The organism is Victivallis vadensis (genome assembly GCF_003096415.1).
GTDB lineage: Bacteria > Verrucomicrobiota > Lentisphaeria > Victivallales > Victivallaceae > Victivallis > Victivallis vadensis.
Genome location: NZ_QEKH01000006.1, coordinates 123,511 through 146,491, shown reverse-complemented (window position 1 = coordinate 146,491; position 22,981 = coordinate 123,511). Strand labels below are relative to the sequence as shown.

The following is a 22,981-nucleotide window of genomic DNA, read 5'->3' as shown; positions in this document are numbered from 1 at the left end:
CATGGCCGAAGCTCCCCGTTACATCAGGATCGGGCGCACCGATAATGTCGCCGTCGCGCTGACCGACCTCGCCGCCGGAGAGCGGTGCGAGGCGGACGGCCTGGCCGTCACGCTGGCGCAGCCGGTTGGGCGCGGCCACAAATTCGCGCTCACCGCCATTCCGGCCCAGAGTGCGGTGATCAAGTACGACATGCCGATCGGCAATGCGACGCGGGAGATCCGGCCCGGCGAGTTCGTGCATACTCACAACTTGAAGACCCGCCTTTCCGGCGAACTCGAATACAGCTACGCTCCGGCGGCTCCGGCGAAGCTCGACCCGTGCGAGGCGGGCCGGACCTTTCAGGGCTTCCGGCGCGCCGACGGCACCGTCGGCATCCGCAATGATCTCTGGATCGTGCCGACCGTCGGCTGCGTGAACAAACTCGCCGAAAACCTCGCCCGCGATTTCGGGCGGCAGTTGCCGCGCGGCACCGTGCGGCGGGCGCTGGCGTTTCCGCACCCCTATGGCTGTTCACAGCTCGGGGGCGACCACGAGATGACTGCGAAAATCCTCGCCGCGCTGGTGAAGCACCCCAACGCGGGCGGCGTGCTGGTCGTCGCGCTCGGCTGCGAAAACAACACGCTCGAAAGTTTCAGGGCGCGGCTCGAAGGCTGCGACCTGTCGCGTGTGCGTTTCCTGAAAGCGCAGGATGACGGCAGCGAGTACGAACAGGGGCTGGAACTGCTCGGAGAACTGGCCGCGCAGGCGGAGGGCTTCAAGCGCGAACCGGTTCCGGTTTCCGAACTTAAAGTCGGCCTGAAGTGCGGCGGCTCCGACGGCCTCTCCGGCATCACCGCGAATCCGCTGATCGGCCGCTTTTCCGACCTGCTGGTCGCGGCGGGCGGCACCACCGTGCTGACCGAAGTGCCCGAAATGTTCGGCGCCGAAACGCTGCTGATGGCCCGCGCCGCCGACCGCGGCGTATTCGACCGCACCGTCGCGATGGTCAACAGCTTCAAGGAGTATTTCCTCCGCCACGGACAGGCGGTCTATGAGAATCCTTCTCCGGGCAACAAAGCCGGCGGCATCTCCACGCTTGAGGAGAAGTCCCTCGGCTGTACCCAGAAGGGCGGCACCGGCCCGGTTTCGGACGTGCTCGACTACGGCGAACCGCTGAAAACCCCCGGCCTGAATCTGCTGACCGGCCCCGGCAACGATATGGTCGCGACCACGGTGCTCACCGCGGCGGGCGCGCAGATCGTATTGTTCAGCACCGGGCGCGGCACTCCCTTCGGCGGGCCGGTTCCGACCGTCAAGATCGCGACCAACCACGAGCTTGCCGAACGCAAGCCGAACTGGATCGATTTCGACGCCGGAGTCCTCGTCAGAGGCGGCACCGATCTCGACAAGCTCGGCAAAGAGCTGTTCGATTATGTGGTCCGGCTCGCCTCCGGCGAAGTCGAAGCCCGCAACGAAACTTACGGTTATCAGGAAATCGCCATCTTCAAGGACGGCGTCACCCTGTAGCCTTGGGATTTCGCCTTCGGCAACCAAGGCGCTTCGCCTCTGGAACCCGACCGGCAAGGCGCCGGCGCCAGGTATGTTTTTGAAATTTTTGCTGTGCAAAAATCTCAAAAACGGTGTCGAAACAGCGATAAAAAACGAACTCCCCGGTACACCTCACGGGAACCGGGGAGTTCGTTTCAATATGCCGGCGGCTTATTCCCTGCCGCAGCACTTCTTGTATTTCTTGCCGCTGCCGCAGGGGCAGTCGTCATTACGGCCGACTTTGGGCACGGTGCGATGGAACGTGATCTGCACGTCGTCCTGTTCCGCCGGAGCTTCCTCCGGCATCGCTTCTGCGCCGCCCGCCATTCCCATCGGAGGCATGCCGCCGAGCATGATCGGCTGGCCGGGAGCGAGATCCGCGGAATTGATCGTGATCGCACCGCCGTCAAGCGTGTTGTGGATCAGTTCCTGCGGCATCGAAGCGAGCAGTTCTTCCAGCGAAATCAGCCGGGTCACGGTGGCCCGGAAGAGATTCGCGGCGACATCCTGATAAATCTGGTCCATCAGGGCCTTGAAGATTTTGTACGCTTCGTGCTTGTACTCGACCAGCGGGTCCTTCTGAGCGTAGACGCGCAGCGACATGCTCGAACGCAGGTTGTCCATCGCGTAGAGATGCTCCTGCCAGAGCCGGTCGATCGCTTCGAGCACGGTGTGGCGTTCCAGATACTTGACCTGATCCTCCGGCAGCGCCGCGTTGCGGTCGACATAGGCCTGTTCGATCCGGTCGACGATCTGGAGCGTCAGCTTATCGGCATCCACCAGACGGGCGCCGTCGATTCCCTCGGTCAGCTCTTCCTCGGTGAAATTCAGCGGGAAAGTCAGATTGAGGTAGGCCAGCAGCGCTTCGATATTGAAACCGTCGCGCTTGGACTCCTTGTCGCCTTCAGCCGGGCTGGCGGCCTTTTGGATCTCCATTTCGACCACCTGCTCGATAATGCCGAACAGCACATCGTGCGGAGTTTCGGAGAGCAGCGCATCCTTGCGGAGGCCGTAGATAATCTCGCGCTGTTTATTCATCACATCGTCGAAGTCCAGCGTGCGTTTGCGGATCGAGAAGTGGTGCTGCTCGACGCGGCGCTGCGCGGTTTCAATCGACTTGGTCAGCCACGGATGCTGCAGCTCGTCGCCCTCCTCCAGACCGAACCGGTCGAAAATCTTCACGATCCGGTCGGAGCCGAAGAGACGCATCAGGTTGTCCTCCAGCGACACGTAGAACTTGGACGAACCGGGGTCGCCCTGACGCGAGCAGCGGCCGCGCAGCTGGCGGTCGATACGGCGCGAATCGTGGCGCGAGCTGCCGATCACATGCAGCCCGCCGAGATCAGCGACACCGGGACCGAGTTTGATGTCGGTGCCGCGGCCGGCCATGTTGGTCGCGACGGTCACCGCCCCGGCCTGACCGGCACGGGCGACGATTTCGGCCTCATGCTGGTGATTTTTCGCATTCAGCACGTTGTGTGGAATGTTGCGCATCTTGAGCATGCGCGACAGGATTTCAGAATCTTCCACCGAAATCGTGCCGAGCAGGATCGGCTGCCCTTTCTTGTGGCGCTCTTCGACATCCTTCAGGATCGCGGTGAACTTCTCGCGTTTGGTCTTGAAGATCGAGTCGTTCTCATCCTTGCGGATGCAGGGCCGGTTGGTCGGCACCACGATCACGTCGAGCTTGTAGATCTGGTGGAACTCGTTCGCCTCGGTTTCGGCGGTACCGGTCATGCCGGCGAGCTTCTTGTACATGCGGAAATAGTTCTGGATGGTGATGGTCGCCATAGTCTGGGTTTCCTGTTCGATCGGAACCCCTTCCTTGGCTTCCAGCGCCTGATGCAGGCCGTCGGAGAAACGGCGGCCCGGCATCAGGCGGCCGGTGTGCTCGTCGACGATCATCACCTTGCGGTCCTGAACCACGTAGTTCACATCCTTTTCAAACAGACAGTAGGCCTTCAGCAACTGCGACAGGTCGTGCAGCCGCTCGCTCTTGGCGGAGAACTCCTCCTGAAACGCATTGCGCTTCTCGGTCTTTTCCGCCGCGGAGAGCGAATCGTCGGAGTCGATTTTGTTGATCGTGCCGAGCAAATCGGGCACGATGAACGCATCCGGATCGTTCGGAGAAAGATTCTTGCGGCCGAGCTCGGTCAGGTCCGCCTCGTGGGTTTTCTCGTCGATCGCGAAATACAGCCCCTCCTGCACCTCCTGCAGCATGCCGCGGTTGGAATCGCTGCGGACGCGGGTTTCGAGCTTTTCCAGCTCCTTGACGATGTCGCCGTCTTCGAGTACGTGCAGCAGCTGCTTGTGAGTCGGCAGGCCGAACTTGACCTGAAGCAGCTTCATCATCGCCTCTTCGCGCTCATCGGCGGACACATCCTGCCTGGAGAGGACCGCGCGCGCTTCACGGACCAGCCGCGAGCAGAGCAGATTCTGCTTGTTGTAGAGGTCGCCGACCAGCGGCTGCAGCACGTCGAACTGGTGGGTCGACATCGGCACCGGGCCGGAGATGATCAGCGGGGTACGCGCTTCGTCGATCAGGATGCTGTCGATTTCGTCGACGATCGCGTAATAGTGGTCGCGCTGCACCAGCTGCGACGCTTCGGTCGCCATGCCCATGTCGCGCAGATAGTCGAAGCCGAATTCACTGTTGGTGCCGTAGGTGATGTCGCAGGCGTACTGCTCGCGGCGGACGTGCGGCGGCTGCATGTTCTGCAGGCAGCCGACCGTCAGGCCGAGAAACTTGTAGACCGTGCCCATCCAGGTGGAGTCGCGCAGTGCGAGGTAATCGTTCACCGTGACCAGCTGGCAGTTCTTGCCGGTCAGCGCGTTCAAATAGAGCGGCATGGTCGCGACGAGGGTTTTTCCTTCGCCGGTTGCCATTTCCGCGATATTGCCGCGGTGCAGCGCGATGCCGCCCATCAGCTGCACGTCGAAGGGAATCATATCCCACACCTGCATCTGGCCGCATACATCGACCTCGGTATGGCGTTCGGCAAGGCGGCGGCAGGCGTTTTTGACCACGGCGAACGCTTCGCACATGATGTCGTCAAGCGTTTCGCCTTTGGCAAGACGCTCCTTGAATTCGGGCGTCTTGGCCTGAAGCTGCTCGTCGGAGAGCTTCCGGTACTCCTCTTCCAGCTGGTTGATCCTGCGGACCAGCGGAATCATCTTCTTCAGGTCGCGCTGGGATTTGGTGCCGAAGATGGCTTTGAGTATATTCGTAAGCATCTTATTTCGACCCCGGGCGATCGATCGCCTGACCTTCCTTGCACATCGGGCATTCCGCCGGATCGAAGGTCGGGAGGGAGAGTTTCAGGGCGCTCTTGAACGGCACGTCGAATTTCGCGTCGCCGCCGGAGCGGTCCACGATCACCGCGATGCCGACGATTTCCGCGCCGAAGCTGCGGGCGAGGTCGATCGTCTGCTGCACCCGGCCGCCTTTGGTGACCACGTCTTCCGCGACCAGAATCCGGTCGCCCGGCTTGATCGAGAAGCCGCGCTTCAGCACCAGCTGACCGTCCTCCTTGTCCGCGAAGATCGCGCGGCAGCCGAGGGCGCGGGCGACCTCCTGGCCGACGATCAGGCCGCCGACCGCGGGAGAGATCACCGCATCGATTTTTTCATTTTTGTACTGCTCCGCGAGGAAACGGCAGACCGTCTCCGCCTTGTCGGGATATTGCAGCAGCAGAGCCGCCTGGAAGAAGCGGTTGCTGTGCAGGCCGCTGCGCAGCTGGAAGTGGCCGGTCAGCAAAGCGCCGGACTCTTCCAGAATTCTGATGATTTCCTGTTCCGTCATAATTTTTTCGACTCCTGATATGTTAAACTTCAGACTTCATAAAAAACAAACGCCGGCTCCTGCACCCGGCGCAGATTTCCTGCTCCGCGGCGCTGCCGACGTGCAACCGGCCCGGGGCCGGCACTGTTTACTGTACTTGCGCTTCTTACCGGAACGTATCCGGGGAAGAAGGCTCGATCCACAAGTGGAAGTCCACCTTGCGGCCGCCGACCTCCAGCGTAATCAGGGTATTCAGGCGCGTCAACAGCAGCGCATAGGGTATCTTCACCTCTCCGCCGGCGACATTCACCGAAACATTGCTGTCTCCGAGAATATCCTCCGCCTTGCGGATGGCGGTAATCAGTTCGAGCATCCGGCCGAGCTTGTCCTTCAACGCCGCATCCAGCTCATAGGCGCGATGGCACTTCGGGCAGACCGCCTGAAATTCCCGGCCGGCGATATCGGCCAGGTTGAATTTGACGATTCCGTCGCACTCCGGATCAAAACAATGAAAGTCAATCTGCGCCTTGGCGCCGAGTTCATTCGCGGACTTGCTCATTCTTCAGGTATCTTTCCTGCCGTTCGATTAGGCTTCTTCACGCTTGATCACTTCGAGGATTCTGGCGGGCGCTCCGACGCATCCGACCAGTTCCTCGATCAGAGCGGAATTGCGCAGCTTGCGCGAGATGCTCGAAAGCAGCTGGAGATAGGCCTCCTGGTTTTCATCGGGGGCGACGGTGAACACGACCACGCGCACCGGCTGGTCGTCCTGCCCCTGGTAATCCTCGATCGGATTCTCGCAGACGCCGATGATCACATAGGGACGGGTGATGTCGTTCACCCGGATGTGCGGCAACGCCAGCATGCCGCCGACGCCGGTGGTCATCATCTGCTCGCGCTTCCAGGTCAGCCGGAAGATCACGTCGCGGTTCAGCTTGGTCAGGTCCGCAGCCCGGGTGATGAGCTGGTCCATGATCTCAAGCTTGTTCCGGCCGTCGAGCGACATCACCGAATCCTTGGTCACATACTGGGTGAAATCATACTTCATTTTTTATCTCCGTAAAACTGTCCTTTGGGCCGCTTGAAAAATTCCGCTGGAATATTGATGAACCGCAGCCGGTTGTCCGAATTATATAATTTATCCTTAAGATATCCCGCCAGTTTCATTTTTTCAACAGGATAAGCCAAAAAAATTTCTTCTAAATCGTTCCGGCTGCTCAAAAAAACGCATTCCGGGCGTTTCCGGGCCGAAACCGGCCGTCTCAACGAAACGGTTACCGTCCGTTTTCACCCGGCGGCAATTCCGTTTTTCCGGTATTTCAGCACCAGCAGCGTGATATCGTCGGCCTGCTCGGCCCCGTCCGCGAACCGGTCGACCGCCGCCACGATGTCGCCGCCGATAATGCGCGGTTCCAGTCCGCGGTCCCGGGCCAGCACCTGCCGGAGGGATTCAGCTCCGAATTCGTGAAATTCCGGATTCATCGCCTCCACCACGCCGTCCGTGTAAAGAACCAGCGCATCCCCCTCTTCGAGCGTGATCCGGGAACTGCCGTACTCCTGATTCTCCACCACCCCCAGCGCCGGGCCGTGCCGGGTGTTGAGCAGCTTGAGTTCGCCGCATCCCTGCAGGATGTAGGGCGGATTGTGTCCGGCGTTGGTGTATTCCACTTCGCCGGTCCGGATGTCCAGCACCCCCAGGAAATAGGTCACGAACATCATCGAATCGTTATTCCGCACCAGCAGGTTGTTGATCCGGGAAATCAACGCCCCCGGCGAATGCTGTTTTTCCGATTCGCTGCGCTGCAGCGTCTGAGTCACGGCCATGAACAGCGCCGCCGGGACCCCCTTGCCTGAAACATCGCCGATAATGAAGCACCAGTGAAACTCGTCCAGAAAGAAAAAATCGTAGAGGTCGCCGCCCACCGCCCGGGCGGGACGCAGCAGCGCGAACAGCGAGAACTCCGGCGTTTCCGGCAGGGGCGGCAGCATCGCCGGCAGGATGCTGCGTTGAATCTGCCGCGCGACCTCCAGTTCGCTTTCGATCTTCTGGCGGATTGCCGTGTTTTCCTGAAGCTCATCGACATACCGTTTCAGTTCATGCTGCATGGAATGGAACGCGCTGCTGAGGCGGCCGATTTCGTCCAGCCCGCGCACCGCCGGAACCGGCGTGTTGAAATTGCCGCTCCCGATCGACTGCGCCACCCCGGCCAGACGGACCAGCGGATGCGAAAAACGGCGGTTGATCACCGCCACGGTCAATACCATCATCAGGATGCCCAGCACAGCCAGGGAGCCGATCTGCCATTCCAGCTGATCCAGCTGCTTCATCAGCATCTTTTCCGGGTAGATCACGCCGACGCTCCAGCCGGGTGTGGAGCACGGGGCGAAATAGAGCCACTGCGCTTCATCGCGCTCCCGGCTGAGCAGTCCGAGCCGGGCGTGTCCGGTTTCCCCCGCCAGCATCGCCTTGCCGACCCGGCGCAGCTTGGAGAGTTCCAGACTGTCGGAAAAGGCGGAGCCGGCCATCGCGTCCGCCATGCTGAAAATCGTGGTATTGTAGACGTGGTGCCGCCGGTCTTCCGCCGGAAGCGGCGGAGCTTCGGCTTCCGTCGTTTCCAGCCAGTCGTTTTCGGCTTCCGCCGGCATTTCGCCGGGAAAGACCGCAAAGCGGCCGAAGCGGGAGAGCAGGAACTCCTCGCCGTAACCGTAAGCGTCGGCGTCCTTGACCATCCTGCCGAGTCCGGCGAGTGAGAGATCGAAACCGACGACTCCCCGGAATTGTCCATCCGGCTTGCGGATCAATTGGCTCCATGTGGTCATGTGCAGACGGGCGTAGGTGTCGAAATAGGGCTCGGTCCAGATGGAGCGGCCCAGCAGCTCCGGCAGCACAAACCAGTCGAATTTATCATATTGATAGCCCGGACCGCCCAGGCGGACAACCCGCGGTTCCCCGGCCGGTCCCTCGTGGATATACAGCATGAAATAGCGGCCGGCCGCCACCGGATCGTCAGGGGGATAAGCGATGCTGATGCCGCAGAGCGCCGGCACCTGCGTTTTGAGTTGCCGATAGGTACGCTCAAGCATCCGGCGCATATCCGCTTCATCCGGCTCGAGCGTTTCCAGCACCGATGCGAACTCCGCCGCGCCGGTCGCCACCACCGGAAATCCGGCGTTGATCTTCCGGGCCGCCAGCTCTACGGACATCTGAGCGGTCCGGGAGATTTCCCCGGTCAACAGATTCCGCACTTCGCGGCGCATCCAGATGAAGCTGAAGGCGAAAATCGCCGCCAGCAATGTGATCAGCGCGATATTCAGCTTGACGGTGAGGCTCAGGTCGCGAAAACGTTTCACGGCTTCACCTCCCGCGGCAGAGCCGGACAGAAATCCTCATAAGACGGCGCGGAGGCCAGTTCTCCATGCCGCGTCAGCAGCTTTACCGTCGAATCATAGCTCTTCCGCTGCAGCTTTCCCCGCAGCTGCGGATTCCCCAGCTCCAGCTCCTTGCTGTAAGCTCCGAGCATCCAGCGCTGGTGGGCGACATCGAAAGCGCTGTTTTCCCGGTCGCAGTAGAGGCGGATATATTTGAGCGCCTCGTTGGGATGCTTCATGGCCAGGCGCCAGCCTTCCAGAATCGCCAACCGCATCAGGCGGCACTCCTCCGGGCAGCGCCGGACGGTTTCCCGCAGCGCGTACAGGCCGTCTTCCGGGATGTTGAGGCCGTAGTCGCGCAACCGGAAGCGGATCAGTTCTTCCGGGTTGAAGCCCGCCGCGAGAATCTGGTAATACTCGTTGTAGCTCATCACCGCCAGTGCGTCCACGGCGTCCCACAGGAACAGCGAAATGCCGCTGTTGACCGGAACGATGTCCACATCGAGCTTCTGCCGGGCCAGGAAAATTTTCGGCAGCGTATCGAAGTTGAACCTCCACACGCCGACCCGGCGGCGGCTGCCGTCCGGACGCCGGGAGTTGAGCTGCCCCAGCCGGCCGACGCCGGCGCCGCGGGCGACCAGCATCACCGAAGAATTCTGGCTGAACTGGGCGATATTGACCAGCGGCGCCGACGCATTGTCATGCCGCAGCGCGGCGACCAGGGGGGCGACCACCAGCTCGGACTCCGGATCCTTCAGGTAGTCGAATATATCCACCTCGGTCAGCCGGTGGCGGATCCGCACATCCAGGCCGTACCGGGCAAAGACTCCGGCCTCTTTCGCATAATAGATGCCCGCGAACTGCGCCTGCGGAATCCACGGCATCGTCAATACCCACCGGCGTCCGGCGGCGGCCGGCGGAATTACGGCGCACAGCAGCAGAAGCGCAAGGAATCGTTTTACCATTTTATTGCACCAGCACCCGTTGAAGCCGGATCGCATTCTTCCCGGAGAAAATCGTTCCGGAGCAACTGCGGAGCACACTCTCCCACTCCTGCGGAGAAGCCGTGAAAACCGGCGGGGCGTCTTTTGCGGGCAGCGCGGCATACGGAAGCTTCACTTTTCCCGCCAGGCAAAGTTCCCGCAGTTTTTCGAAGTCCGGCCACAGGATTGTCAGCGCATCGCTGTCCATCTTTATTTGATACACATTGTGCGTGGGGACCAGCGTGCCGAGCAGCATCGCGTTTTCGACGTCCGGCGGCGGTTTGGCCAGGGAAAGATCCGCGTAAAGGGAATCCGCCACCTTGAAAAATACGGCCTGAAGCTCCAGCTCCACCGTTTTTTCCCCGGCGAATGAACGGTATTCGACTGTTCCGTCCGGCAGGATTTTCAGATGCAGCCGGTCGCCGCTCCACAGGCCGCGCGCCTCCAACGGTACGTCGATCCGGTTCTGCGGTGTATAAAACGGATTCAGCGAAAACAGCGCGCAGCCGGCCAGCGCCGTCAGTGCGATTCCGAACAGAAACAACCGTGTCTTCTTCAACTTTCTCTCCTGCCGACTTTCAAAGTTACTGTAAAATACAGGCTTTTCCGGATTCGTCAAGAACCGGCTTCAAAAAAACGGAAACTTTCGGATGCCGTGAAACCGTTGCTTGAAAAAAGTTCTTTGTGCGTTAGATTAATACGTCGTCTTGCCAAAAAACAGGGAAAAGGGAGGAATACACGACAAATGAAATATCTGGAGCTGACTGTAGGCGCGGTGTTGGTCTACAACTTCGTGCTGTCACGCTTCCTGGGGATCTGCCCGTTTCTGGGGGTCTCCAAGCGTCTGAGTACTGCGATGGGCATGTCCGGCGCAGTGATCTTCGTGATGACGCTCGCATCGTTCATCACGACCTTGCTCTACCGGAACGTACTGCAATTTTCGTTCGGCGGAGAGAAAATCGATCTGATCTTCCTGCAGGTGCTGGTGTTCATCCTGGTGATCGCCGCGCTGGTGCAATTGATCGAAATCATGCTCCAGAAGCTCTCGCCGGTTCTCTATCAGGCGCTCGGCATCTACCTGCCTTTGATCACCACCAACTGCGCGGTGCTCGGCGCGGCCACCATCAGCGCCAACAACGGCTACACGGTGATGGAGTCGACGGTGTTCGGTTTCTTTTCGGGCGTCGGTTTCGCGCTGGCGCTGCTGTTGTTCGCCAGCCTGCGCGAACGTCTTGAGCTGGCGACGCCGCCGGAAGCGTTCAAGGGAACGCCGATCGCGCTGGTGACCGCCGGCATACTTGCAATGGCCTTCGTCGGTTTTTCCGGCCTCTGCTGATTCAGGAGCATCTGACGAATGAATACTGTGGTTTTGATTGCTGTCGTGCTGATGGCCGTGCTGGGGCTGGCCCTCGGCGTGGTGATCGGCTGGTTCGCCAAACTTTTCCGGGTTGAAACCGATTCGCGCGTGGAGCTGGTCACCGAGCTGCTGCCCGGCGCCAACTGCGGCGGCTGCGGCAAGGCGGGCTGCTCCGATTTCGCCAAATCGGTGGTCGCGGGCGAAAATCCGCCGTCCAAGTGTCCGGTGTCCTCTTCCGAGCAGATTTCCGCGATCGCGATGGCGCTCGGCATCGACGCCGGCGAATCCTTCCAGCAGCGGGCGGTGGTCTGCTGCGGCGGCGACATGGAGCAGACCAAGCGGCTGCTGAATTATAACGGCGTGCTCGATTGCGTTTCCGCGTCGCTGGTCGCCGGCGGCCCGAAAGGATGCTCCTACGGCTGCCTCGGCATGGGGACCTGCGCCCATCACTGCCCCTTCGGCGCGATCGAGATGATCAACAATCTGGCGGTGGTCCACCGCGAGCTGTGCGTCGGCTGCGGCAACTGCGTGGCGGCGTGTCCGCGCGGCGTGATCAAGCTGGTGCCCGCCGACGCCGACGTGCATATCTACTGCAATTCCCCGGCCAAGGGCGCCGCCAAGAAGCAGGTCTGCAACGTCCCCTGCATCGGCTGCCGCAAGTGCGCGAAGTTCGCGCCGGACAAATTCACCGTCAACGGTTTCCTCGCCGCGGTCAACTATCAGGCGGAAGCCTTCCCGACCGCGGAAGACGTGTCGGCCGTCGGCTGCCCGACCGGCGCGCTGCTGACCGTCGAGGAACACCTGAAAATCGAACAGAATGAGCCTGAGTGGAGTGCCGGAAAAAAATGAGCAAGAAAGATATCCTGACTTTTGACGGCGGTATCCATCCCGTCTCCGACGGCAAGGCGCTCAGCTGCAACGCCCCGATTACGGCGGCGCCGCTGCTGGACAAATACCGCGTGCTGCTTTCCGAGAACGTCGGCAAACTGCCCAAACCGGTCGTGAAGGCCGGTGACCTCGTGAAGAAATATCAGCTGATCGCCGAGGCGGACGGTTTCGTTTCCGCCAACCTCCACTCTCCGACCAGCGGCAAGGTCACCGGCATCGTCGATGTTCCGGGGCCGATGGGAACTCTGATTCCCGCGATCGAAATCGAAGCCGACGGACAGGACGAGCCGTGCGAACCGATGCCGGCGATCGACTGGCACAAGGCGGATGTGAAAGAACTGCTCAAGCGCACCGCCGACGCCGGGCTGGTCGGCATGGGCGGGGCGGCGTTCCCGACCCACGTGAAACTCTCCCCGCCGCCGGATAAGACCATCGATACGCTGATCCTGAACGGCGCCGAGTGCGAACCCTACCTGACCGCCGATCACCGGCTGATGCTCGAACAGCCCGAACGGGTGCTCGAGGGAGCCGCGATTTCAGCGAAAATCCTGAATGTGAAGAACGTCTATATCGGCGTCGAGGCCAACAAGATCGATGCGATCGAAGCGCTCGGTCGCCGGGCCGCCGAATTCGGCATCAAGGTCGCAACCCTCAAAGTGCAGTATCCGCAGGGGTCCGAAAAGCAGTTGATCATGGCGATCACCGGCCGGAAAGTTCCGACCGGCGGCCTGCCGATGGATGCCGGGTGCGTGGTTCAGAATGTCGGCACCGCCGCCGCGATGACCGACGCGGTCTGCCGCGGCATCCCGCTGGTCGAACGCGTGACCACCATAACCGGCGAAGTGGTGAAAAATCCGGGCAACTGGCTGCTGAAAATCGGTACTCCGGTGATCAAGGCGATCGAGTTCGCGGGCGGTGTGACCGCCGAGCCGGGCAAGCTGATTCTCGGCGGGCCGATGATGGGCTTCGCGCAGAAATCCTTTGAGGTGCCGGTGGCCAAGAACACCTCCGGCATCCTGCTGCTGCCGGTGGAGCTTTCGATGAATTACGGTTCGACCGGCTGCATCCGCTGCGGGCGCTGCGTGGAGGGCTGCCCGATGAACCTGATCCCCTGTCTGCTCGGCAACGCGGTCGAGGCGGAGCGGTTCGACCTCGCCGCCCAGAACCACGTGATGGACTGCCTTGAATGCGGCTCCTGCGCTTATGTCTGCCCGGCCCACCGGCCGCTGGTCCAGCACATGCGCCGCGCCAAGGCCGAAATCCGCAAGCGTAAAAAGTAATTTACAATATAGTGAACAAATCATGAGTGAAAACGAAAAAAACTCTGAAGTGATGCTGCCGACCGGTTCCGAACTGGTGTTGAGCTCCTCTCCTCACCTGAGTTCGCCCGACAGTGTCCGCCGCATCATGTACAAGGTGCTGCTCGCACTGGTTCCCGCCGCGATCGCCGGCGTCTGGTTCTTCGGCTTTTACGCGCTGGTCGTGATGGTCGTGACCATGCTGTTCTGCGTCGGCGCCGAAGCGTTGTGGTGCAAGCTCGCCGGCAAGCCGGTGATGGGAACCATTGCCGACGGCAGCGCCGCGGTGACCGGACTGCTGCTTGCGATGAACCTGCCGCCGGGCGTCCCGCTCTGGGTCTGCCTGATCGGCGCTTTCCTGGCCATCTGGCTCGGCAAGCAGATTTTCGGCGGCATCGGGAACAACCCGTTCAACCCCGCGCTGGTGGCCCGCGTCGGCCTCCTGATCGCGCTGCCCGCGATCATGACCACCTGGCCGGTGCCGCGCAGCTTTGACTCCGCCGATCCTGCCGCGAAAATCACGCATGCGACCGACACTCCGGTCGATTCGATCACCGGCGCGACTCCGCTCGGCGAAGTCGGCACCACCAAAAAGATCCTCGACAAATCCGAAGCGGCCTATGCGAACTTTCAGGCGGTCGACAACGACGCGATGCTGTGGAAGTATTTCCTCGGCGAAAAGGGCGGCTGCATCGGTGAGACCAGCGTGCTGGCGCTGCTGATCGGCGGCATTCTGCTGATCGCTCTCAAACTGATCAACTGGCGCGTGCCGGTCTGCTACATCGGCACGGTCGCGATCATCACCGGGCTGGTGCATTTCTTCTATCCGGGGGTCAGCCCGTCGCCGCTGTTCCACATCCTGACCGGCGGGCTGATGATCGGCGCATTCTTCATGGCGACCGACATGGTCACCTCGCCGATCACCAGCACCGGCTGCGTGGTATTCGCGGTCGGCTGCGGCGTGATCACCAGCGTGATCCGCCTCTGGGGCAACTATCCGGAAGGGGTCAGTTTTTCGATCCTGTTCATGAACGCACTGGTTCCGCTGATCGACCGCTGGTGCAGCCAGCGTCCCTTCGGCTACGTGAGAAAGCGGGGGTAAGCACAAATGAATCTGAAAAACAGTGAAAATCTCTGGGTGCTCGGACTCTTTCTCGGCATCATCGGTCTGGTTTCGGCGCTGATTCTGGCCGTGGTCTCCAATCTGGTGGCCGGGCCGATCGAGCAGGCGGAACTGCGCAACACCAACCAGGCGCTGCGGCAGATCCTGCCCCCCTTCGACAACCAGCCCTCCGAAAAGCGCGTGGAGTTCACCAGCCCGAACGGCTGGCCGGTCTCCTTCATGGCCGCCGTCAAGGACGGCAAGGTCGTGGCGGTCGCCGCCGAAGCGGCCAATCCGCAGGGTTACGCAGGCAATATTCAGGCGCTGATCGGGCTGGAAACCGACGGCGCGATCCGCGCGGTGCTGATCACCAAGCAGAACGAAACCCCCGGACTCGGCGCCAACGTCTGCCAGCGCAAGGTTCAGAAGACCATCTTCACCCTCTTCGACAAACCCGCCGAGGGGCTCGCTCCCAATAAGATCCTCGATCAGTTCGACGGCAAAAAAGCCAGCCCGGACGCCAACTGGCAGGTCAAAAAGGACGGCGGCGAAATCGATTTCATCTCAGGAGCCACGGTTACCAGCCGGGCGGTCACGCTGCTGGTCAGCGAAATCGACCGCACCTATCTCCTGAACCGCGACAAGATCATGCAGGAATTAACCCCGGCGGGAGGAAAATAATCATGGGTATGCTCACTGATTTCACCAAAGGCATCTGGAAAGAGAATCCGGTACTGGTGCTGCTGCTCGGCACCTGCCCGACGCTGGCGCTGACCAACAGCGCGGTAAACGGCTTCGGCATGGGCGTGGCAACCACCTTCGTACTGGCCGGCAGCAACCTGGTCATCTCGCTGATCGCCGGAATCGTGCCGAAAAAGATCCGCATCCCCGTCTATATCGTGGTGATCGCGACCTTCGTGACCGTGATCGACATGCTGATGAAAGCCTATGCGCCGCAGTCGCTCTACCAGGCGCTCGGCATCTTCATCCCGCTGATCGTGGTGAACTGCATCGTGCTCGGCCGCGCCGAAGCCTTCGCTTCGAAAAACGGTCCGGTCCGCTCGATTCTCGACGGTCTCGGCATGGGGCTCGGCTTCACCCTGGCCCTGACGATGCTCGGCGTGATCCGCGAATTCCTGACCAGCGGCTCGGTGTTTGAAGTCAAGGTGATCACCGCGTGGTCGACCGACTTTCTGCTCCCCTCCGCGGCCCCCGGCGCTTTCATCATCGTCGGCTGTATTCTCGCGGCCAAGAACTACTGCAACCGTCGCAAAGCGATCAGGGAAGGACGTCTCTACGTACCTCCCGCCGGTATGGACTGTCATCACTGCCGCATCTGTTTCACCTCCAAAGAGGGTGAAGAATAAAATCGGGGATTTCGCTGCTGATCGCAGCGAGCAGGGCGCTTCGCCCTTGCCGCCGGAGGTAATTTGTGCGCTACTGCGCCCAGCTGCCGGAGCCTGATTGGAAATCAGGCCGCGTGGCGCACAAGGTCTGGAGGCTAAAGGCCGCAAGACCCGCTCGCCTTCAAAACGGCAGGCTCCCCGGCGTGACCGGCCGCCGAAGACTGTATCCGCGGCCGGGAACACTGTCATACGCCATGCGCCAAGGTGCGAAGATTACTTTTTGATTACCAAAGTTCTTCGGAGGATCGAAAAAACTTGATAAATACAGGTTGCGCTCCTACCTTATTTGTGGTATAATATGGAAATGACTGTTAACCTCTTCAGGAGCCTTTGAAAATGAAATCTGCCGGGTCTCGTGTCTTGTTGTTGATTCTGATTCTGGTGCTGGGCGCTGCTTTTGTGTACTGGATGAACCATATGTTCAACACTTCCGCCATCATGCGCGATATGTTCTGCGGCGCCGGCAATCCCGGTGTGCTCGGAGAGGTCGCGCCCGGTTCGCCCAACAGTCTGGCGATGCAGAATGAAAGGTTCGGCCGTATCTCGATGCTGATTTTCTCGGTGATCACCGTGATGCAGTTTCTCGCTTTCGGCGTCGCTTTCGTCGTGATCGGCGGGATCAAAAAAGGCGCGGACTCCGTGAAACTCAAACTCAAGAAGCTTGAAAACGCGGATATCTTTTTTGATGTGCCGCTCTATGTCGGTCTGTTCGGTACCGTGTCGGCGTTTCTGGTGATGACCTTTTCGCCGCAGAGCAGCCGGCTGATCGCGTATTCATCAACCCTGATCGGTATTATTTTCAGTCTGATCCTGCGGGTGGTCCTGCTGTTCCCGTACCGGCAGAAGCTGCTCGGCTGTGACAATAACAGCGAGGCGGGCAAGTGAATCGGGCAATTCTGATTGTAATCTGCGACTTTCTGGTCTCGGCGATGCTGTCGATGATGACCGGAATGGTTCCCGCTCACACCGGCGGGACCGGCGTTGGGCTGGACCACCAGACTACCGCGCTGCTGATCGCCGAACTCCGGCAGCGCCGGCAGGAGTTGACCTCCGCCCGCGAACAGCTCCGCCAGGCCCGGCAGAAGCAGGGCTTCGACGAGGAGCGGGAGCGACAGCTCAGGGAACTGACTGCTCAGCTGGCGGACACCCTCGCCAAAACCGAAAAGCTGGAAAACCAGATGAAGCTGAAGCCGGAATCCGCGGGAGCGCTGACTCCGGAGCAGCTTCAGGCGCGGTTGGACAAAGAGGTGCAGCGCCGCTATCAGCTGCGCCTCGAATATGACGAGGCGCAGGAGCGGGTAGCCGAGCTGCAGCACAGCCTTGCCTCCACCTCCGGCGACCTCAACAAGCTCAATGAGAACTATGCGGCCGCCCGCCAGCGTCTTTCCGATACCCGGGACCGGCTGGATGAGGCGAAAGAGACGCTCAAGGAGCGCGAGGCTAAACTGGACGCCGCTTCCAGAGAGATCATGAAGGCCCGCGAAGAACTGGCCGCCCGCGAGGCGGCTTTGAGCGGAACGCGCGGTCAACTCTCCGAAACAAAGGCCGCCCTCAAGGAGGCCCTGACTCGCACCGGGGAAATTTCACAGGCGAAGCAGCAGCTGGAAGGCGATCTCTCCTATACCCGCGGCCGGTTGACCGCGGCGGAGCGGGAGCTGGCCGAAGCCCGCAGCCAGGCGGAGCGGATCCGAAAGCTCGCCGCCGAGCGCGAGATGGAGCGCAATGAGGCAAAGCGTCAGCTCGCCGAAATGAGCGCGATGCTGAAAAATGCGGTCACCGAGCTTTCACAGACCAAGAATGAACTGGGCAAGACCCGCGAAGTTGCCGCCAACACCGGCAAGGAGCTGATCGTCACGCAGGGCAAAGTTGAGCGGACCAGTCTGGAACTCGAACAGGCGCAGCGGCAGCTTTCCGAAGCGGAAAAGAAGCTTTCCACCGACGTTCTGGCCCGCTATTCCAGCGCCGCGATCCGGCTGGATATCGATGTCACGGAAAAACGTCTTTTCCTGAACCAGCACGGCGGAGGCCGCTTTTTCCTGCCGCTGGTCAAGCTCGACGGCAGGAGTGTGATGGTGAATACTTTCCCGGTTTTCGCCGGGAACGCTTACGAGCCGCTGAACTTCACGGAGATCATCAGGGCCGATTACAAGGTCGATTCGCCGGATGCGCCGGATTCGTCGGCAGGCATCCGCCTGGCCGGGCCGATTCTGACGCTGCCGGATGAACCGCGTGTCGCCGCGATGGAATTCAACCTGGTCGGACGCGCTCCGCTGGAGGTGATGACGATCGAGAAGCTCAAAAAGCGGGGATTGGAGGAGCTGTTTTTGTTCAAGACCTCCTCGTTCGGCAAGCAGAGCGCGGGGTTGGCCGGGCGCTGCTCGCTGGATTTCACCTCCGGCGACCGCTATTTGTATATCCGGAATACCGGCCGCGGAACCGGCAGCGAATTGCGGGCGGAGCCGGGCGATCTGGTGCTGACCAAAGAGGGGGATTTCGTCGGGGTGGTCGTTTCGATCGAAAAGTTCGACTTCGGCCGCCGCGAGGAGGCGAAATGTTACGTGTTTTCCGATGCGTTCAGCTGGAAGGACGCACCGGCGGTCCCGATCGGCAAACAGCCCGGCGAAAACGGTTTCGAGCGTTTCGGCAGCGAGATCCAGCGCCACTATGACGTGATCGGGAAATTTACCGGGAACTAGCATGGCCGCTTCAAACGCTTCCGAAAATCTCTCCTCCTCGTACGGTGACTGCGACAATGAACAGACGTTGATTTACGGAACCGGCGATGACGCGAACCGCATCTCTCCCGAGGAGCTGCGCAAGCTGCTGGATATTCCGCAGGGGGACTGCATTCAGGATTACGACGATCTTTCCACGATCGGCATCGGCGGCATCGGAGCGGTCTTTTCCGCGCGGGAGCCGGGGCTGAACCGGGAAGTCGCGCTGAAAATCCTGCGGCCCCAATACCGCGATCAATCCGAACGGATTGAATCTTTCATCCGGGAAGCCCGGGCGACCGCCCAGATCGATCACCCGAATATTGTTCCGGTGCATCGGCTCGGCGTGTTCGACGACGTCGGCGTCTATTTTTCGATGAAGCGCGTGGAGGGCGAAACGCTGCGCGCGATCCTGCGCAAGCTGGAGGAGAACCGGGCGGGCTACCGCCGCAAATACAACCTGCGCCGCCTGATTGAAATCTTCATGGGCGCCTGCAACGGCGTCGCTTTCGCCCACCGCCACGGCATTCTGCACTGCGACCTGAAGCCCGGCAACGTGATGGTCGGAGACTACGGCGAGGTATTGGTGATGGATTGGGGCATGGCCCATTATCGCCCGGAGCTGGATCAGGGCGGCGTCCGTTCCAAGATGGACCTGGAGGTGGGCGGCCCGCTGTGCTCCGGCGGCAAACACTCCGAGGAGCTGCTGGGGGGGACTCCCGCCTTTATGGCTCCGGAGCAGCTCTGCGGCGAGGAGATCCAGCCGACGGAGCTGTCGGATATCTACGGGCTCGGAGCGATCCTCTATACCCTCCTGACTTGGAAAAGCGCTCCGTTCGATGTAAACCAGGAGCAGCAAAAGCTGCTGGAAGCCGCCGCGCGCGGACAGTTCATCCCGCCCCGCAAAGCGGCGCACCGCGAGCAGCCTATCCCGCTGGAGCTGGAGGCGATCTGCCTGAAGGCGATGGCGCGCAACCGGAAAAAGCGTTATCAGCACGTCGGTGAATTGCTGGCCGATGTGCGCAACTATCTGGACGGTTATCCGGTGGCGGCCTATTCGCCGACGCCGCTCTACCGCCTGACCAAATTGATCCGCCGCCACCCGCTGATCCCGTCGACCCTGATGGCGGCGGTGCTGACGTGGGGCGGTTATTATGCGTTCACGGTGATCAGCAATATTTCGCAGAGCACTTCGCTGATCAATCTGGCGGAATACAATTACGGACAGGCCCGCGAGTACAATGTGATGGCATTGCGGACGGCGCGGCTGCTCCGGGAAAAGGCGGGAGGCGGCGACGCCGACCGGGAGCGCTATTTGCTGACCGAGCTGATCCGGCAGATTGCGGAAATGGAGAACGGCTACAATTCCGCGCTGGAATTCATCTCCCGAGCCCCGGAGCTGGGGGTGCGCGCTCCTCAGGTGGACCGCATGGTCCGGGAGATTTTCAAATCGACGCTGGAACTTTATTTGCAGGCGGGCAATGATTATCAATTGAAAAACGCGCTGCGCCAGTTCCGCGGCCGCTGGAGGCCGATTTTCGAAAAAGCCCAGGAGCAGGATTCCACGCTGGCCCAGCTGGTCGGGGAGATCGATTCGCAGAACGGCTGGCTCCTGCTCCTGCCCGGCAGCGCTTTCGGCTGGAGCGTCAGTATTGCGCATTCGGACGGGACTCCGGTATCGGAGCCGGAAAACGCTTCTTTGCCGCTGCCGCTCAGCGGCCCGGTCCGGCTCCAGCTTCCGGCCGGAACCTATCTGCTGAAGTTCCGGCAGGAGGACGGCACCGCCTTTTCGGCTCCGGCGGTGGTCCGGATCGCCCGGGAAAACCAGCTGGACCTCGAACTTCCGGAGCGGATTCCGGCGGATATGGGATATATTCCCGGCGGCGAATTTCAGCATCAGGTGAAGGCCGACGACTCCGGTATGAGCAATGTCTATCTGCCGCCTTACCTGATCCGTAAACATGAGGTGACGTTCAGGGAGTATCTGGAGTTCTGGAACTCCCTGAACGATCCGGTGTTGAAAAAGAAATGCCTCGGCTGGTACCGGTTCGACCTGAATTCCGGCGGCAGCCGTCCCATCTGGAACGAGGATGGAGTGTTGAATCCGCCCTTTGCCCCGGAACTGCCGGTCATCGGCATCACCGGGGAGGCGGCGATGGAGTATTGCCGCTGGCTCGGGCGAAAGCTGGATCGCACGGTCCGGCTGCCGACGCGGTATGAATGGGAGAAAGCGGCGCGGGGTGTGGATGGGCGCATCTATGTCTGGGGTGATGATTACCTGCCCGGGCTGGCGCTGCTGAGCGATCATCCGCAGGCGGACCGGTATCCGGTCGGGGCGCCGCCCGGCAGTTTCCCGCGTGACGTTTCCGTATTCGGGATTTCCGACCTGACCGGCAATGTGCGTGAATTCATCCGCAATGCGGATGACGCGGGGCCGATGTTCCAGGTCGGAGGCGGTTCGCGGGTCACCGGGCCGGAACAGGCGAAGTGCACGGAATTTTACTATTTGAACGGCAGTGCGGGCGATGTGGGGTTCCGCTATGTGATGGAACTGCCGAAAACGGCGATGGAAAAAAATGATCGATTTTAAAGATGTAGTCAAGAATTATGCCGGAGATGCGATTCTGAACGGAGTCACATTCCGGATCAATCCCGGCGACCGGGTCGGCGTGGTCGGTCCGAACGGAGCCGGCAAAAGTACGCTTTTCGGCATCATCACCGGAGATGTCCAACCCGACCGGGGAACGGTTTCGTTGCCGAAGGACCACCGGCTCGGGATGCTTCGGCAGCATCTGCCCGAAGGCGAGGCGGCCCGGACGCTGCTGGATTTCACCAGCGACGCGATTCCCGAGCTGCGCACCATGAGCGAGGAGTTGCACCGGCTGGAGCAGCAGCTTCACGACGGTGTGGACGACGACGACAAACTTCAGTCGATGCTGGCCCGCCACGGACGGCTCCAGTCGCAGATCGAGCACCTCGGCGCTTACCGGCTCCGGACCGAAGCGGAACAGGCGCTCAGCAACCTCGGTTTTCACGAAGCGGATTTCAACCGGCCGTTGAGTTCCTTTTCCGGGGGCTGGCGGATGCGCGCCGCGCTGGCGCGGGTGCTGATTTCGCAGCCGGATATCCTGATGCTCGACGAACCTTCCAACTATCTGGACATTCCGGCGGTGGAGTGGCTGTGCAGATTCCTGAAATCCTTTCCGGGAACGCTGCTGCTGATTTCGCACGACCGCTTTCTGCTGCGCAAGCTGACCCGGATCACACTGGAAGTCAACTCCGGGCAGGTGGCCCGCTATCCGGGCGATTACGACTACTACCGCGCCGAACGCGAGAACCGGCGTCGCAACCTCGAAGCCGCCAAGCGCAATTCCGACCGCAAGAAAGAGCACCTCGAACGGGTGATCGACCGGTTCCGGGCCAAGAGCTCTAAAGCCGCCCAGGCCAAGAGCTGGCAGAAGGCGCTGGACAAGATGGAGGAGATCGAACTGCCGGACGACCTCAATTACAACGGCGCGATCCGTTTCCCGGCTCCGCCGCCCGGCGGCGTCGAAGCGGCCCGTTTCGAGAATCTCAGCTTCGGCTACACGCCGGACAAACTGATTTTAAAGGATATCAACCTGACCATCGACGCCGGGGACAAGCTCGCTTTCATCGGTTATAACGGCATGGGCAAGACCACCTTGCTGAAGCTGCTGGTCGGCAGGCTCAAGCCGACCTCGGGCCGGGTGGTGCTCGGACATCACAGCGTGGTCGGCTATCAGGCGCAGGAGTTCGCGGACCTGCTGGTGCCGGAGCAGACCGCGTTCGACGTGGTGCGCGGCAACCTGCCGGCGGGAGCTTCGACCGCCGGTTTGATGAACGTGCTCGGCAGCTTCGGCTTCTCGGGCGAGGCGGCGGAAAAGCCGTGCAAGGTGCTCTCCGGCGGTGAAAAGATCCGGCTGTTATTCGCGCGCATCTTCGTGAATCCGCCCAATCTGCTGGTGCTCGACGAACCGACCACCCACCTCGACATCGCGGCGCGCGAGCTGCTGCAGGAGGCGCTGCGCAGTTATCCGGGCACCGTCTGCGTGGTCAGTCACGACATCGAATTCGTGCGCAACGTCGCGACCGGCATTATCGCGATGGAGCCGCCCGGCATCCGCAAATATTTCGGCAACTACGACTACTATCTGGAGAAATCCGCCGAGTTCCGCGCCGCGGGTACGGCCCCGGATCTTGAAGCGCGGGAAAATGCCGGTTCACCGGACCTCGCCCGCAACCGCCGCCGTGCGAGGGCGCAGGCGCGTGAAGCGCTGGCCGCCGACAGGAAAAAAGCCGAGAAACGGGTCGCCGAGCTGGAAAGCCGTTTGGAACAGTTGGAGAAACGGCAGGCCGGGCTGCTTGAACAGCTGGCCGATCCGGGCGCTCTGGATTTCGCCAGCCTGAACCGGGAGCTGGCAAAGATCCAGTCCGATATCACCTCCACGGAAAGCGAGTGGGAAGAGGCCGCGCAGAAGCTCGAAGAGATCCGGTTGGAAAACGAACGCATCCATCAGGAAATCAAATAACCAAC

The 22,981-nt window shown here is 61.1% G+C and carries 18 protein-coding genes; 11 read left to right on the top strand and 7 right to left on the bottom strand.

Annotation, left to right across the window (positions count from 1 at the left end):
- Nucleotide 1: 1 nt before the first annotated feature.
- A complete protein-coding gene (locus tag C8D82_RS05250) occupies nucleotides 2-1,507 on the top strand; it encodes a UxaA family hydrolase (protein ID WP_116883226.1) in 1,506 nt (501 codons plus the stop codon).
- A gap of 192 nt (nucleotides 1,508-1,699) precedes the next feature.
- Here the strand turns inward: C8D82_RS05250 and secA are convergent, their stop codons facing one another.
- From secA to C8D82_RS21060, 7 genes are all read right to left on the bottom strand, one after another.
- A complete protein-coding gene (gene secA / locus C8D82_RS05245) occupies nucleotides 1,700-4,762 on the bottom strand; it encodes a preprotein translocase subunit SecA (RefSeq protein WP_116883225.1) in 3,063 nt (1,020 codons plus the stop codon).
- A gap of 1 nt (nucleotide 4,763) precedes the next feature.
- Entirely contained in the window at nucleotides 4,764-5,330 is a 567-nt protein-coding gene (pyrE, locus tag C8D82_RS05240) for an orotate phosphoribosyltransferase (RefSeq protein ID WP_116883224.1), read from the bottom strand.
- A gap of 145 nt (nucleotides 5,331-5,475) precedes the next feature.
- A complete protein-coding gene (locus C8D82_RS05235) occupies nucleotides 5,476-5,868 on the bottom strand; it encodes a hypothetical protein (protein WP_116883223.1) in 393 nt (130 codons plus the stop codon).
- A gap of 27 nt (nucleotides 5,869-5,895) precedes the next feature.
- On the bottom strand, nucleotides 5,896-6,357 hold the full coding sequence (locus C8D82_RS05230) for a PTS sugar transporter subunit IIA (RefSeq protein ID WP_116883222.1): 462 nt from the start codon (nucleotides 6,355-6,357) through the stop codon (nucleotides 5,896-5,898).
- Nucleotides 6,358-6,596: 239 nt separating this feature from the next.
- Nucleotides 6,597-8,660, bottom strand: coding sequence for a SpoIIE family protein phosphatase (locus tag C8D82_RS05225; protein WP_116883221.1), 2,064 nt, complete (start codon nucleotides 8,658-8,660; stop codon nucleotides 6,597-6,599).
- Nucleotides 8,657-9,643, bottom strand: a complete 987-nt coding sequence (locus C8D82_RS05220; RefSeq protein ID WP_165832839.1) for an ABC transporter substrate-binding protein — start codon at nucleotides 9,641-9,643, stop codon at nucleotides 8,657-8,659. Before C8D82_RS05220 ends, C8D82_RS05225 begins: the two co-directional genes overlap by 4 nt.
- A gap of 1 nt (nucleotide 9,644) precedes the next feature.
- Entirely contained in the window at nucleotides 9,645-10,220 is a 576-nt protein-coding gene (locus C8D82_RS21060) for a hypothetical protein (protein ID WP_165832838.1), read from the bottom strand.
- Between the two features lie 186 nt (nucleotides 10,221-10,406).
- On the opposite strand from C8D82_RS21060, the gene C8D82_RS05215 reads away from it, so the two are divergent.
- The 10 genes from C8D82_RS05215 (at nucleotide 10,407) to C8D82_RS05170 (ending at nucleotide 22,976) form a co-directional block, all read left to right on the top strand.
- Nucleotides 10,407-10,997: an electron transport complex protein RnfA gene (locus C8D82_RS05215; RefSeq protein WP_116883219.1), complete on the top strand. Its 591-nt coding sequence runs from the start codon at nucleotides 10,407-10,409 to the stop codon at nucleotides 10,995-10,997.
- Between the two features lie 18 nt (nucleotides 10,998-11,015).
- On the top strand, nucleotides 11,016-11,867 hold the full coding sequence (locus C8D82_RS05210; protein ID WP_116883218.1) for an RnfABCDGE type electron transport complex subunit B: 852 nt from the start codon (nucleotides 11,016-11,018) through the stop codon (nucleotides 11,865-11,867).
- A complete protein-coding gene (rsxC, locus tag C8D82_RS05205; protein WP_116883217.1) occupies nucleotides 11,864-13,186 on the top strand; it encodes an electron transport complex subunit RsxC in 1,323 nt (440 codons plus the stop codon). Before C8D82_RS05210 ends, rsxC begins: the two co-directional genes overlap by 4 nt.
- Nucleotides 13,187-13,208: 22 nt before the next feature.
- Nucleotides 13,209-14,306, top strand: a complete 1,098-nt coding sequence (locus C8D82_RS05200) for an RnfABCDGE type electron transport complex subunit D (protein ID WP_206212499.1) — start codon at nucleotides 13,209-13,211, stop codon at nucleotides 14,304-14,306.
- Between the two features lie 6 nt (nucleotides 14,307-14,312).
- The gene (locus C8D82_RS05195; RefSeq protein ID WP_116883216.1) at nucleotides 14,313-14,987 is read left to right on the top strand and encodes an RnfABCDGE type electron transport complex subunit G; all 675 of its coding nucleotides are present in this window, start codon (nucleotides 14,313-14,315) and stop codon (nucleotides 14,985-14,987) included.
- Between the two features lie 2 nt (nucleotides 14,988-14,989).
- Nucleotides 14,990-15,673, top strand: a complete 684-nt coding sequence (gene rsxE / locus C8D82_RS05190; protein WP_116883215.1) for an electron transport complex subunit RsxE — start codon at nucleotides 14,990-14,992, stop codon at nucleotides 15,671-15,673.
- Between the two features lie 375 nt (nucleotides 15,674-16,048).
- The gene (locus C8D82_RS05185; RefSeq protein ID WP_133245062.1) at nucleotides 16,049-16,597 is read left to right on the top strand and encodes a hypothetical protein; all 549 of its coding nucleotides are present in this window, start codon (nucleotides 16,049-16,051) and stop codon (nucleotides 16,595-16,597) included.
- Nucleotides 16,594-18,408: a coiled-coil domain-containing protein gene (locus tag C8D82_RS05180; protein WP_116883213.1), complete on the top strand. Its 1,815-nt coding sequence runs from the start codon at nucleotides 16,594-16,596 to the stop codon at nucleotides 18,406-18,408. The genes C8D82_RS05185 and C8D82_RS05180 overlap by 4 nt, the downstream gene beginning before the upstream one ends.
- 1 nt (nucleotide 18,409) lies before the next feature.
- Entirely contained in the window at nucleotides 18,410-21,016 is a 2,607-nt protein-coding gene (locus tag C8D82_RS05175) for a bifunctional serine/threonine-protein kinase/formylglycine-generating enzyme family protein (protein ID WP_116883212.1), read from the top strand.
- Nucleotides 21,003-22,976 (top strand): ABC-F family ATP-binding cassette domain-containing protein, encoded by a 1,974-nt coding sequence (locus C8D82_RS05170; RefSeq protein WP_116883211.1) that lies wholly within the window; start codon nucleotides 21,003-21,005, stop codon nucleotides 22,974-22,976. The genes C8D82_RS05175 and C8D82_RS05170 overlap by 14 nt, the downstream gene beginning before the upstream one ends.
- Nucleotides 22,977-22,981: the final 5 nt, after the last annotated feature.

Excerpts from the sequence above, each read along its gene's own strand:
- C8D82_RS05250 (WP_116883226.1), top strand. The coding sequence starts at position 2 with ATGGCCGAAGCTCCCCGTTACATCAGGATCGGGCGCACCGATAATGTC.
- secA (WP_116883225.1), bottom strand. The coding sequence starts at position 4,762 with ATGCTTACGAATATACTCAAAGCCATCTTCGGCACCAAATCCCAGCGC.
- pyrE (WP_116883224.1), bottom strand. The coding sequence starts at position 5,330 with ATGACGGAACAGGAAATCATCAGAATTCTGGAAGAGTCCGGCGCTTTG.
- C8D82_RS05235 (WP_116883223.1), bottom strand. The coding sequence starts at position 5,868 with ATGAGCAAGTCCGCGAATGAACTCGGCGCCAAGGCGCAGATTGACTTT.
- C8D82_RS05230 (WP_116883222.1), bottom strand. The coding sequence starts at position 6,357 with ATGAAGTATGATTTCACCCAGTATGTGACCAAGGATTCGGTGATGTCG.
- C8D82_RS05220 (WP_165832839.1), bottom strand. The coding sequence starts at position 9,643 with ATGGTAAAACGATTCCTTGCGCTTCTGCTGCTGTGCGCCGTAATTCCG.
- C8D82_RS05215 (WP_116883219.1), top strand. The coding sequence starts at position 10,407 with ATGAAATATCTGGAGCTGACTGTAGGCGCGGTGTTGGTCTACAACTTC.
- C8D82_RS05210 (WP_116883218.1), top strand. The coding sequence starts at position 11,016 with ATGAATACTGTGGTTTTGATTGCTGTCGTGCTGATGGCCGTGCTGGGG.
- rsxC (WP_116883217.1), top strand. The coding sequence starts at position 11,864 with ATGAGCAAGAAAGATATCCTGACTTTTGACGGCGGTATCCATCCCGTC.
- C8D82_RS05200 (WP_206212499.1), top strand. The coding sequence starts at position 13,209 with ATGAGTGAAAACGAAAAAAACTCTGAAGTGATGCTGCCGACCGGTTCC.
- C8D82_RS05195 (WP_116883216.1), top strand. The coding sequence starts at position 14,313 with ATGAATCTGAAAAACAGTGAAAATCTCTGGGTGCTCGGACTCTTTCTC.
- rsxE (WP_116883215.1), top strand. The coding sequence starts at position 14,990 with ATGGGTATGCTCACTGATTTCACCAAAGGCATCTGGAAAGAGAATCCG.
- C8D82_RS05185 (WP_133245062.1), top strand. The coding sequence starts at position 16,049 with ATGAAATCTGCCGGGTCTCGTGTCTTGTTGTTGATTCTGATTCTGGTG.
- C8D82_RS05175 (WP_116883212.1), top strand. The coding sequence starts at position 18,410 with ATGGCCGCTTCAAACGCTTCCGAAAATCTCTCCTCCTCGTACGGTGAC.
- C8D82_RS05170 (WP_116883211.1), top strand. The coding sequence starts at position 21,003 with ATGATCGATTTTAAAGATGTAGTCAAGAATTATGCCGGAGATGCGATT.